This is a genomic window from Serratia surfactantfaciens, assembly GCF_001642805.2.
Taxonomy (GTDB): Bacteria; Pseudomonadota; Gammaproteobacteria; order Enterobacterales; family Enterobacteriaceae; genus Serratia; species Serratia surfactantfaciens.
Map to the genome: position 1 here is coordinate 4,077,699 of NZ_CP016948.1, position 11,644 is coordinate 4,089,342.

Consider the following 11,644-nt stretch of genomic DNA (forward strand, 5'->3'; position numbering starts at 1 on the left):
TTGGTTTTAACCCTGCGGCTTATTTGCCACGGGCTTCGATTACGGCCTGAGCGACGTTGTTCGGTGCATCATCATACTTCAGGAATTCCATGGTGTATGATGCGCGACCTTTAGTCAGAGAACGCAGCTGAGTTGCGTAGCCGAACATTTCGGACAACGGTACTTCAGCGTGGATCTTAACGCCAGTCACTTCAGATTCCTGACCGCGCAGCATGCCGCGACGACGGCTCAAGTCACCGATAACGTCACCGGTGTTCTCTTCTGGAGTCTCAACTTCAACCTTCATGATAGGCTCAAGCAGAACTGGTTTCGCTTTCTTAAAGCCTTCTTTAAAGGCGATAGACGCGGCCAGTTTAAACGCCAGTTCAGAGGAGTCAACGTCGTGGTAAGAACCGAAGTGCAGACGAATACCCATGTCTACTACCGGGTAACCAGCCAACGGACCAGACTTAAGCTGCTCCTGGATGCCTTTATCAACGGCAGGGATGTATTCGCCAGGAATTACACCACCTTTGATGTCGTTGACGAACTCGTAACCTTTCGGGTTAGAGCCCGGCTCCAGTGGGTACATGTCGATCACAACGTGACCGTACTGACCGCGACCACCAGACTGCTTGGCGTGCTTACCTTCAACATCGGTAATCTTCGCGCGAATCGCTTCGCGGTAAGCTACCTGAGGTTTGCCCACGTTAGCTTCAACGTTGAATTCACGCTTCATGCGGTCAACGATGATGTCGAGGTGCAGTTCACCCATACCGGCGATGATGGTCTGGTTAGACTCTTCGTCAGTCCATACGCGGAATGACGGGTCTTCTTTAGCCAGACGGCCCAGAGCCAGACCCATTTTTTCCTGGTCAGCTTTGGTTTTTGGTTCAACGGCGATAGAGATTACCGGCTCAGGGAATTCCATACGCTCCAGGATGATTGGAGAGTCTGGATCACACAGGGTGTCCCCGGTGGTCACGTCTTTCAGACCGATCGCAGCGGCGATGTCGCCTGCGCGAACTTCTTTGATCTCTTCACGCTTGTTGGCGTGCATCTGAACGATACGGCCGAAACGCTCGCGCGCAGCCTTAACGGAGTTCAGCACGGTGTCGCCGGAGTTAACAACGCCGGAGTACACGCGGAAGAAGGTCAGGTTACCCACGAACGGGTCGGTAGCGATTTTGAACGCCAGCGCAGAGAACGGCTCGTCATCACTTGCGTGACGCTCAGCCGGAGTGTCTTTGCCATCGTCCAGGATACCGTTGATCGCAGGAACGTCAGTTGGTGCCGGCAGGTATTCGATTACCGCATCCAGCATCGCCTGTACGCCTTTGTTCTTGAACGCAGAACCACAGGTAACCAGGATGATTTCGTTGTTCAGCACGCGCTGACGCAGAGCGGATTTGATTTCTTCCTCGGTCAGCTCTTCGCCGCCCAGGTATTTTTCCATCAGCTCTTCGGAAGCTTCCGCAGCGGACTCGATCAGGTTCTGGCGCCATTCTTCAGCCAGGTCCATCATGTCAGCCGGCACGTCTTCGTATTCGAAGGTTACGCCTGCGTCTTCTTCGTTCCAGTTGATCGCCTTCATTTTCACCAGGTCGATAACGCCGGTGAATTTGTCTTCTGCGCCGATAGCCAGCTGCAGAGGAACAGGGTTGGCGCCCAGACGAGATTTGATCTGGCCTACAACTTTCAGGAAGTTAGCACCCATACGGTCCATTTTGTTAACGAACGCGATACGTGGCACTTTGTATTTGTTAGCCTGACGCCATACGGTTTCAGACTGTGGCTGAACACCACCAACAGCACAGTAAACCATTACCGCGCCATCCAGCACACGCATGGAACGTTCTACTTCGATGGTGAAGTCAACGTGCCCTGGGGTGTCGATGATGTTTACGCGGTGCGGTTCGAACTGCTTGGCCATACCAGACCAGAAGGCAGTAGTCGCTGCAGAAGTGATGGTAATACCACGCTCCTGCTCCTGTTCCATCCAGTCCATGGTGGCAGCGCCGTCATGAACTTCACCGATTTTGTGGTTTACACCGGTGTAGAACAGAATACGTTCGGTAGTGGTGGTTTTACCGGCGTCGATGTGAGCACTGATACCGATGTTACGGTAGCGTGCAATGGGTGTTGTACGAGCCATTTGATTCCTCTATTCCTAGGGCGTTCAAGTTCAGTTAACCCAAGCGGGCCGATTTGACGCGCCCGCTTGGTTAGCATAACTATCGCGTGGTGATTACCAGCGGTAGTGGGCGAACGCCTTGTTGGCTTCGGCCATACGGTGAACGTCTTCACGCTTCTTAACAGCAGAACCTTTGTTCTCTGCTGCGTCAGACAGCTCGTTCGCCAGGCGCAGAGCCATGGATTTATCACCGCGTTTACGTGCAGCATCAACGATCCAACGCATTGCCAGAGCATTACGACGAACCGGGCGGACTTCAACTGGTACCTGATAAGTAGAACCGCCAACGCGACGCGACTTAACTTCTACAGTCGGGCGAACGTTGTCGAGAGCGACTTCGAAAGCTTCCAGGTGATCTTTACCAGAACGCTGAGCCAGGGTCTCCAGCGCGGTATAGACGATTGCTTCTGCAGTAGATTTTTTACCGTCTACCATCAGGATATTTACAAATTTGGCCAGCAGCTCAGATCCGAACTTAGGATCTGGCAGGATTTTACGTTGGCCGATTACGCGACGACGTGGCATGGAAATACTCCGTTGTTAATTCAGGATTGTCCAAAACTCTACGAGTTTATTTTGACATTAAAGTTAAAACGTTTGGCCTTACTTAACGGAGAACCATTAAGCCTTTGGCTTCTTCACGCCGTACTTGGAACGAGCTTGCTTACGGTCTTTAACACCGGAGCAGTCAAGTGCACCACGGACGGTGTGGTAACGCACACCTGGCAAGTCTTTTACACGACCGCCACGGATCAGGATTACGGAGTGTTCCTGCAGGTTGTGGCCTTCGCCACCGATGTAGGAAGTTACTTCGAAACCGTTGGTCAAACGCACACGGCAAACTTTACGCAGTGCGGAGTTTGGTTTTTTCGGGGTAGTGGTATATACGCGGGTGCATACGCCACGTTTCTGCGGGCAGGCTTCCAGCGCTGGAACGTTGCTTTTAGCAGCCTTCACAGAGCGTGGTTTGCGAACCAGCTGGTTAATTGTTGCCATTAAAAAAGCTCCTGGTTTTTGCTTCGTACTAGCTTCGTAAACATGTGATAAATCCCCTCGTATGCACTACTGGCAAAGTACGAGGACGCAGAATTTTATGGCTGACCAGTATGGGTGTCAAGAAATATACAACATCACTCTCATCACCAGGCCATTTGGCTGCGGTGTTGTTCGGTTAATTCAACGAAGTGATTATAGCCGACGACAGTGATTTTGTGCGAAAAATGACCAACCAATCCCCGGGCTTCCAGGTCGTCCTGCAGCGCATAAAGGGATATGGGGGCGGCGAGCAGCAATTCAAGATGAGCGCTGCCGGCAAGGCCTGCCAGCACGCCATCCTGCAGCAGCAATAGCGCGTCGCCCTCCGCCGTCAGGCGCAGCAGCGCAGGCAGGTCACATTGGTTTGGCGAATGGCTCAGGGTATACAGCATCAGAAGATCCTAAAACGTCATCACGGTATCGTAGCCGGCCAGTTCGCGGCGCAGTTCGTCCGGCGCCAGCACCTCGGCGTCCAGCACCCAATCGGTCACCTGGCCCAGCCCGCGCTCCTGCAGCGAAGCCTGGCACAGATAGCACCGTTCCACGTCATACAGCGGCAGCACGCCGAAGGTGGCGATGTAATTGCGCGCCAAAATTTTTTCCGGCTGTTGGCCCGGCAACAGCTGCAGCACGCCGTCACCAACAAAAAACACCCCTAGATCTTCACTGAGCGCCGACGTGGCGAGCAGCGCGTCCAGCCCTTCCCTGCCGCCGGCGCCGCCATGCGGCCCGTGGGTGAAAACAAAAGCGACTCGTTTCATCATATCCTCAGAACTGCACCAGACGGTCGCAACTCAGCGACGCTTCGGCCAGGGAACCCAGCCCGCTCAGGATAAAACCTGGCTGCAGGTTGGCGTTTGCCAGCCCCTGTTGCGCCGCCTCCTGCTCATCGGAGACGCCGCGGCGCAACGCGGCGGCCACGCAGACGTTGAGCGCCACGCCGTGTTGCTGCGCCAGCTGCGCCCAAGCGCGCACCAGATCGAACTCATCGCTGGCGGGCGCGGTCAGTTGGTTGGCGTTCAGCACCCCTTCACGGTAGAAAAAGACGCTGGAAAGACGGTGCCCTTTCGCCAGCAAAGCCTGAGCGAACTGATAGGCGCTGCTGGCCTGCTGCGTGCCGTAAGCCGGGCCGGTGACCAACAGACAATAATCGAGCATCAACGGTCGCTTCCCGACAGATCGCCGCTCTTGAACTGGCGGATGTACAGATAGACGGTGTGTTTGGAGATATTCAGACGATCCGCCACCTGGTTGATCGCATCCTTGATGTCGAAGATGCCTTTCTCATAGAGGTTGAGCACCACCTGACGGTTCTTGGCGTTATTGGACACCGAGCGGTCGGCGTTCACCTCTTCGATGGTGAACTCCAGCGTCTGCGCCACCAGATCGTCGACAGAAGAGGCGAAATTCACCGACGACGGCACGTCTTGCGTGGCCGGCGGCATAAAGGTCTGCATGATCTGTGAGAACGGCACATCGAGGTTCATGTTGATGCACAGTAGGCCGATCACCCGTTGTTCGCGATTGCGAATGGCGATGGTCACCGACTTCATCAGCACGCCGCTCTTGGCTCGCGTGAAGTAGGCTTTCGACACGCTGCTGTCGTCGCCGGCCATGTCGTGCAGCATGCGCAGCGCCAGGTCGGTGATCGGCGAGCCGATTTTGCGCCCGGTGTGTTCCCCGTTGGCGATGCGCACCGCCGAACTGTTCAGGTCTTCCAGCGCGTGCAATACGATCTCGCAGTGGCCGCCGATCAGCATCGCCAGCCCGTCGACCACCGCTTCATAGGATTTCAGGATTTCATGATCCGTTTGAGTAAACGGACGTTCATTCAGCAAATCAAGTTCGCTGGCTTCGCTGGATAAAAGCGAATTCGACATCGAAGATACCACCCTCATAGATCGCCTGTGCCAGGGGGCGCAGCTAAAATCGCTCGGACCGGCTCGCGGCCGTCGTCAGACATGCGCAGCGCAGTTGGCTGAGATCGACATGAAGCGGCCGGGAACAATTTTAGGTACACGCCCTAAGGGGCAGACGCATGACTGATAAGTCAGAATTATTAGTCTAGCAAAGCGGCCGGAGCAAAGTCCTTGCGTTTGCGCGTGGTATTGACGTTAAGCCCGATGCCCGGCAGGCGTCAAGCCTTCAATGGAGAGAGAGGCGGCGGCGGCCGAAATGAAAACCGCCGCGGAGGGCATCCGCGGCGGTGGCAAACAGAGCGACGAGATTATTTCGCTTTGGCGCCTGCTTTCGCGTCAGCCGGTTTCTCGGCTTTAGCGTCGGCTTTCGGCGCCGCTTTCACGTCCAGCAGCTCAACGTCGAACACCAGCGTGGAGTTAGCCGGGATGCCCGGAACGCCGGTTTTGCCGTAGGCCAGCGCCGGTGGGATCACCAGCTTGATTTTGCCGCCTTTCTTGATGTGCTTCAGACCTTCGGTCCAGCCTGGGATCACGCCGTCCAGACGGAACGACAGCGGCTCGCCGCGGGTGTAGGAATTATCGAACTCGGTGCCGTCGGTCAGGGTGCCTTTGTAGTTCACCACTACGGTGTCGCTGTCTTTCGGCGCTTCACCTGCGCCCGGCTTCTCTACCTGGTACAGCAGACCGGATTCGGTTTTCTTCACGCCTTTTTCTTTGGCGAAGCTGTCACGGTACTTGGCGCCTTTGGTTTCGTTGTCCTTGGCGTCCTGTTCCATCTTCGCCTGAGCGGAAGCCTTCACGCGCGCTTCGAAGCCCTGCAGGGTCTTCTCGATATCGGCGTCGTTCAGCTTGCTCTTGTTGGCGAACGCGTCCTGGACGCCGGCGATCAGCTGATCTTTGTCCAGTTTGATGCCCAGCTTCTCTTGCTCTTTCAGAGAGTTGTCCATGTAACGGCCGAGAGAGGCGCCCAGTGCGTAAGCCGCTTGCTCGTCGTCGTTTTTGAACTTGCCGGTGCTTGGCGCTGCTGCCGCGTCCGCTGGTTTAGCGGCTTCTGCCGGTTTGGCGGCATCGGCTGCCATGACCTGGGTCGCATTCAGAGCAAAAGCCATGGTGGTTGCCAGAAGCGTGACTTTAAACAAAGATTTCATCCATTTCTCCAGTGTCTGAAGCAATGCCCCAAACAATCATTAGGTAAGATAACCGGGCTACTATAGCTGCCTGAAACAAAACAAAACAGTCGCACAGGTAACCAATCGAGTCAAAGTGTGACTCCCACTTTGCCAAGAAGTTTCCCATCCCGCGCTACTCACATGATAAATCAGATTTTTCTTGCAGAATATTCGGCGAGGTTAGCAAAAAACGGCATATCGAGCGCATAACTTTTCAGCACTTTACACTGCCGATCGCAACGTTGCGCGCCGACCAGAGAAATAGCGCGAGCAAACCCGGCGCCAGCTGTTACCATAGCGCCGAATCAGGATTTTATCGCGTCAGAGGTAGCCTCATGCACAATCACGACATTCAAGGTCTGCTACAGCGGCTTGAAGAACTGGAAAGCCGTCAGGCCTTTCAAGAGCTCACCATCGAAGAGCTCAACCAAACGGTCATTCAGCATCAAATGGAAATGCTGAAGATGCGCGAACACCTGCGCATGTTGACCGACAAGCTGCGTTCGACCCAAACCTCGATGATCGCCTCGCAATCGGAAGAAACACCTCCGCCGCACTATTGATAGCCCGCCATGCGCTCATTTCAGGCGCGCCAGCCCGGCGACGGCGCGCTCGAGATACTGGCGCGGGCATCCCAAATTGATGCGAATGAAGCCGCTCCCCTGCGGGCCGAAACCGCAGCCCATCGACGGCGCCAGCTTCGCCTCCTCCACCAGCGCTCGCTGCAATTCCGCATCGCTCAAACCCAGAGCGCGGCAATCCAGCCAGGCGAGATAGGTTCCTTCGGCCCGGGTCAAGGTGCACCAGGGGGCGGCGGCCGCGAGCGCCTGCGCAAACCAGCGCCGATTTTCCGCCAGATAGCCGAGCAACTCGTCAAGCCAAACCGCGCCACGTTGATAAGCCGCAGTCGCCGCCACCATCGACAGCGCGTTGAACACATCCAGGCCGTGAGCGTTCAGTCGATCGACAAACGCCTGCCGCAGCCGGGCGTTGGGGATCAGGAAATTCGAAATGCGCAGCGAGGAGAGGCCAAAGGTTTTGCTGGCGGACGTCGCCACAATCACCCTTTCGCGATAGTCCTCGTTCAGATGCAATACCGAGGTAAACGTCTCGCCGGGCAGCAGCAGGTCGGCCCAGATTTCATCGGAGATCACCGTGACGTCGTGGGCGTGACAAAGCGCCATTAACCGCTCCAGCTCATCGCGGGTCCAGCAACGGCCGGTCGGATTGTGCGGATTACACAACAGCAGCAGCGGCGGCTTACGCTGCGCCAGGCAGGCGGCCAGCCGGTCAAAATCTATCCGGTATCCCAGCGGGGTTTCCTGCAGCGGATTTTCAAGCACTTCTCGGCCGTTCATGGTGATTATCTTGGCGAACGAGCCATAGTACGGCCCCTGCACCACCACGCCGTCCCCCGGCTGGCTGAGCAGTTGGATCAGCATCGCCAACCCGGGCACCACCCCTTCAACCGAGGTGAACCACTCGCGCCGCAGCGGTAAATCGTGCCGCCTGGCGAACCAGTCGATCGCCGCCTGATAGTAGGCGTCGTCGCGCTCGCTGTAGCCAAAGACGCCGTGTTCCACCCGCTGATGCAGCGCCTGCTGCACCTCCGGCGGGCACGGAAAGTCGAAATCGGACACCCACATCGGCAGCAGCTCGCTGCCGTCCAGTTGCAAATAGCGGTCGATGAAGTCCCACTTCACGGAGCCGGTGTTGTGACGGTCGATAATGGCGCTGAAATTAGTCGTCATGTCAGGCTTCCTTACGCTGCAAATCGTTCTGAGGCTGGAGTTTGGCGATACCGAAGCCGGTGAAGCCATAAATCAGGGCGAACACCACCGCGGCATAACATTGAATCGCCCACGGCAGCAAATCGAGCGTGCTCACTCCCAGCGTGGTCGCCATGTAGATGCCGGCGGCCGTCCACGGGATCAGCGGTTCAATGACGGTGCCCGCGTCCTCGACGGTGCGCGACAGGTTTTTATTGTCCAGCCCCATGCGACGATAGGCCCCTTTGAACAGCTCCGCCGGGATCAGCAGCGCCAGCTTGCCGTCGCTGGTCGCACCGGTCACCAGGATGGTGGTGGCAACGGTAGCGGCGATCAGTTGACCGGTGGTGTGCACCACTTTCAGCAGTCGGCTGATGATCACCGTCAGCGCGCCGGTCAGCGTCAACGCGCCGGCGAAGGAGAAGGCGCAGAACACCAGCAGGATCGTGCTCATCATCGAGAACATGCCGCCACGGTTAAGCAGGCGCGGCACGTCGGCGACGATCCCCTCGACGTTGTGGCCCTGGGCGGCGAACATCGACAGATTGAAACCGTCCATCAACGCATTCAGCCCCTGCTGCAGGCTAAAGCCCTGCAGCGCGACGCCGATGGCGATCGCCAGCGCGCAGGCGGCCAGCATGACGGGGATCACCGGCCGTTTGGTCACCGCGCCCCACAGCACCAGCACCGGCGGCAGGATCAGCAGCAGATTGAAATGGTACAGCCCCTCGAGCGCGCTGACGATTTCGGTCACTTTTTCCGGCGTAGCCACGCTGGCCACCGCGCCGGTGTGCCCGGCGATCAGGTACACCACGGCGGCCAAGATGAAGCTCGGCAACGTCGTGTACATCAGATGCTGGATATGGCTGTAGAGATCGGTATCCGCGACGATGGCCGCGAAGTTCGTCGAGTCGGACAGCGGCGAGATTTTGTCGCCGAAGTAAGCGCCGGACACCACCGCCCCAGCTGCGGCGGCCAGCGGCACGTCCAGACCTGCGGCCACGCCCATCAGCGCCACGCCCACGGTGCCGGCCGCTCCCCAGGAGGTGCCGGTGCATACCGAGATCACGCTGGTGATGAAGAACGCGGCGATCAGAATATATTGCGGGCTGATCAGCTTCAGCCCCCAATACACCATGTAAGGGATAGTGCCGCTGATCATCCAGGTGCCGATCAGGCCGCCCACGCAGATCAGGATCATGATCACCGGCATGGCCTTCGCCAGTTTGGCCACGATGGCCTCGATGATGTCGTCCCAGCGGTAGCCTTGCCACCAGGCCAACGCGGCGGCGATAGCGGCGGACACCAGCAGCAGCGGTTCAATGCGCAGGCCAAACTGGCCATAGCCGATGATGAGCAGCAACAGCATGGCCACAATCGGCAGCGTCGCCAACCCAAGGTTGAGCGTTTTCTTATTATCCATATACGGCTCCTGTTGAAGATGGGGTACTGCAACAGCGTAATGGCTTCGATCACCGGAGGATGTGAGCGCAGACAACTGCCCATGTAATCGGTTTCATGCAATAAAATTGTGTGAGCCGCCTCTCATTCACCGCGCTTGCTTTGCTCATGCGGCTCGCCCGCGGCCACGGAGTCTCGCAGGATAAGTTCGGCCGAAAAGCGGTTGTTCTGCGGCGCAACGCCGCTGCCGCTGTGGATCTGTAGCGCCAGGCGCGCGGCGCGGCGGGCCATTTTTTCGATGGGGTAATGCACGGTGGTCAACGAGGGGTGGAGATATTTCGCCAGGGCAATGTCGTCAAAGCCGACGATCGACAGCGCCTCAGGCAGCTGAATTTGCCGTTGGTGGCAGGTGCGCATCATGCCGGCGGCCATCACGTCGTTGAACGTCACCGCCGCGGTAAAGCGTTGATCGCTGCCCAAAACGCGCTCGGCCGCCAGTTCGCCCCCTCTTTCGTTGAAGGGCACGCTGATGATCCAGGCACCCGGCACCTCAATGCCGGCGGCCGCCATGGCCTGGCGGTAACCCGTTAGTCGCTGTGCGCGGTCGTCGATCGGCAGATCCGCCGTCACGCAGGCAATTCTTCGATGCCCCTGACGAATAAGCAATTCGGTCGCCGCCTGCGCCGCATTGGCGTTGTCGAGCCAGATGCAACGGTTGGCGATGGCGGGCAGGTAGCGGTTGATCAGCACCAGCGCGGGCGTGTGAGCAGCGTAACGCAGCAGTTCGTCCTCCCTCATGCGCGTGACGTGCGCCACGATGGCCTCACATCCCTGGTTGATGAGAAAGTCGAGGCCGCTTTTTTCCAGCTCCGCCTGATGTCCGCCGCTGCACAGCATCAGACGCACACCGGCCTGCCGCGTGATGTCTTCCACGCCTCGCGCCAGGCGCGAGAAAAACGGATCGTCGAGGTTGCCGGTCAGCAGCCCCAGCATATTGCCGCTTCTTTTCGCCAACGCCAGCGCGGCGGCGTTACGGTGGTAGTTAAACTCGCGCATCGCCTTCTCGACACGCTCGCGGGTCACCGGCTCAACATAGGCGGTATTATTGATCACCCGGCTGACGGTGGCCGTGGAAACGCCGGCGCGGCGCGCAACGTCTTTCATGGTGGCCATGACATGTCCTGTCGTGCTGTTCGGCGCCCGGTGCGCCGCGCATAAAAAAGGGCAGCCGATGGCCGCCCTCTTGTCTCGTGATCGCGTTCTGCTTAGTGGCAGCCGCAACCGCCGTTACCGCAACCGCCTTTACCGTGGTCGTGACCATGGTCGTGATCGTGGCTGTGGCCGTGACCGCCGCAGCAGCCTTCACCGTGTTCGTGGTGATGGTCGTGCTCGCCGTGTACGTGACCGTGTGCCAGTTCTTCTGCGGTCGCTTCGCGGATCGCGACAACTTCCACGTTGAAGTTCAGGTTTTGGCCGGCCAGCATGTGGTTGCCGTCAACCACAACGTGGTCGCCATCAACTTCGGTGATTTCAACCGGTACCGGACCCTGATCGGTGTCAGCCAGGAAACGCATGCCGACCTGCAGTTCGTCAACGCCCATGAAGACGTCTTTCGGTACGCGCTGCACCAGGTTTTCGTCGTAGTTGCCGTACGCGTCGTTCGCGCCGACGTGAACGTCAAAACGATCGCCAACGTCGTGGCCTTCGAGTGCTTTTTCCAGACCTGCGATCAGAGAACCATGCCCGTGCAGATAGTCCAGCGGTGCGCTCACCGGAGACTCATCAACCAAAACACCGTCTTCTGTACGTACTTGGTAAGCCAGGCTGACCACCAAGTCTTTTGCTACTTTCATGATATCTCCTACCGTTGGCTACTAGGACGCACACCGTTATCGGGATGCGCGCCTTTTCCGGACAGATTGTAACGGAAATCTGTCGCGCTGTACCCTCCGGGATAAAAAAACGCTACTTCGGCTGGAAAATGCCGATCACCTGCTCTTGCGGGCGAACGTGTTTTTCTACCTGTTGTTCGGTCTGGCGCTGATGATGGCCGCACTTGACGCACTCCACCACTTCCACCTGATCCTCCCGCCACACCGCCAGCGTATCCATGGCGCTACAGCTCGGGCACACCGCCCCGGCGATAAATCTCTTACGTGTTGCAGACATCGTTATGCT

14 protein-coding genes are annotated in these 11,644 nt (G+C 57.8%); 1 reads left to right on the forward strand and 13 read right to left on the reverse strand.

Going from position 1 to position 11,644, the window contains the following annotated elements; genetic code table 11:
• Positions 1-19: 19 nt before the first annotated feature.
• The 8 genes from fusA to fkpA all read right to left on the reverse strand — a co-directional run bounded on the left by fusA (position 20) and on the right by fkpA (position 6,275).
• On the reverse strand, positions 20-2,134 hold the full coding sequence (fusA, locus tag ATE40_RS19130) for an elongation factor G (RefSeq protein ID WP_025159914.1): 2,115 nt from the start codon (positions 2,132-2,134) through the stop codon (positions 20-22).
• 93 nt (positions 2,135-2,227) lie between these two features.
• The gene (gene rpsG / locus ATE40_RS19135; RefSeq protein WP_004956203.1) at positions 2,228-2,698 is read right to left on the reverse strand and encodes a 30S ribosomal protein S7; all 471 of its coding nucleotides are present in this window, start codon (positions 2,696-2,698) and stop codon (positions 2,228-2,230) included.
• A gap of 96 nt (positions 2,699-2,794) precedes the next feature.
• Positions 2,795-3,169: a 30S ribosomal protein S12 gene (gene rpsL, locus ATE40_RS24370; protein WP_004930426.1), complete on the reverse strand. Its 375-nt coding sequence runs from the start codon at positions 3,167-3,169 to the stop codon at positions 2,795-2,797.
• A gap of 143 nt (positions 3,170-3,312) precedes the next feature.
• Complete coding sequence (gene tusB, locus ATE40_RS19145) at positions 3,313-3,600, reverse strand: sulfurtransferase complex subunit TusB (protein WP_019456119.1); 288 nt, start codon at positions 3,598-3,600, stop codon at positions 3,313-3,315.
• Between the two features lie 9 nt (positions 3,601-3,609).
• Positions 3,610-3,969, reverse strand: a complete 360-nt coding sequence (tusC, locus tag ATE40_RS19150) for a sulfurtransferase complex subunit TusC (protein ID WP_063918427.1) — start codon at positions 3,967-3,969, stop codon at positions 3,610-3,612.
• Positions 3,970-3,976: 7 nt separating this feature from the next.
• On the reverse strand, positions 3,977-4,366 hold the full coding sequence (gene tusD, locus ATE40_RS19155; protein WP_019456121.1) for a sulfurtransferase complex subunit TusD: 390 nt from the start codon (positions 4,364-4,366) through the stop codon (positions 3,977-3,979).
• Positions 4,366-5,088 carry a helix-turn-helix transcriptional regulator gene (locus tag ATE40_RS19160; protein WP_019456122.1) on the reverse strand — a complete coding sequence of 241 codons (723 nt, stop codon included), beginning with the start codon at positions 5,086-5,088 and terminating at the stop codon, positions 4,366-4,368. Before ATE40_RS19160 ends, tusD begins: the two co-directional genes overlap by 1 nt.
• A gap of 347 nt (positions 5,089-5,435) precedes the next feature.
• Positions 5,436-6,275, reverse strand: a complete 840-nt coding sequence (gene fkpA / locus ATE40_RS19165; protein WP_019456123.1) for an FKBP-type peptidyl-prolyl cis-trans isomerase — start codon at positions 6,273-6,275, stop codon at positions 5,436-5,438.
• Positions 6,276-6,631: 356 nt separating this feature from the next.
• On the opposite strand from fkpA, the gene ATE40_RS19170 reads away from it, so the two are divergent.
• A complete protein-coding gene (locus tag ATE40_RS19170; RefSeq protein ID WP_019456124.1) occupies positions 6,632-6,859 on the forward strand; it encodes a protein SlyX in 228 nt (75 codons plus the stop codon).
• Between the two features lie 15 nt (positions 6,860-6,874).
• On the opposite strand, the gene ATE40_RS19175 is transcribed toward ATE40_RS19170, so the two are convergent.
• The 5 genes from ATE40_RS19175 to ATE40_RS19195 all read right to left on the reverse strand — a co-directional run bounded on the left by ATE40_RS19175 (position 6,875) and on the right by ATE40_RS19195 (position 11,635).
• Entirely contained in the window at positions 6,875-8,047 is a 1,173-nt protein-coding gene (locus ATE40_RS19175) for a MalY/PatB family protein (protein WP_063918412.1), read from the reverse strand.
• A gap of 1 nt (position 8,048) precedes the next feature.
• Positions 8,049-9,488, reverse strand: coding sequence for a Na+/H+ antiporter NhaC (gene nhaC / locus ATE40_RS19180; RefSeq protein ID WP_063918411.1), 1,440 nt, complete (start codon positions 9,486-9,488; stop codon positions 8,049-8,051).
• A gap of 122 nt (positions 9,489-9,610) precedes the next feature.
• Complete coding sequence (locus ATE40_RS19185) at positions 9,611-10,639, reverse strand: LacI family DNA-binding transcriptional regulator (RefSeq protein WP_019456127.1); 1,029 nt, start codon at positions 10,637-10,639, stop codon at positions 9,611-9,613.
• Positions 10,640-10,731: 92 nt separating this feature from the next.
• Entirely contained in the window at positions 10,732-11,319 is a 588-nt protein-coding gene (slyD, locus tag ATE40_RS19190) for a peptidylprolyl isomerase (RefSeq protein ID WP_004930407.1), read from the reverse strand.
• Positions 11,320-11,431: 112 nt separating this feature from the next.
• Positions 11,432-11,635, reverse strand: coding sequence for a YheV family putative zinc ribbon protein (locus ATE40_RS19195; RefSeq protein WP_015379274.1), 204 nt, complete (start codon positions 11,633-11,635; stop codon positions 11,432-11,434).
• Between the last annotated feature and the right edge of the window lie 9 nt (positions 11,636-11,644).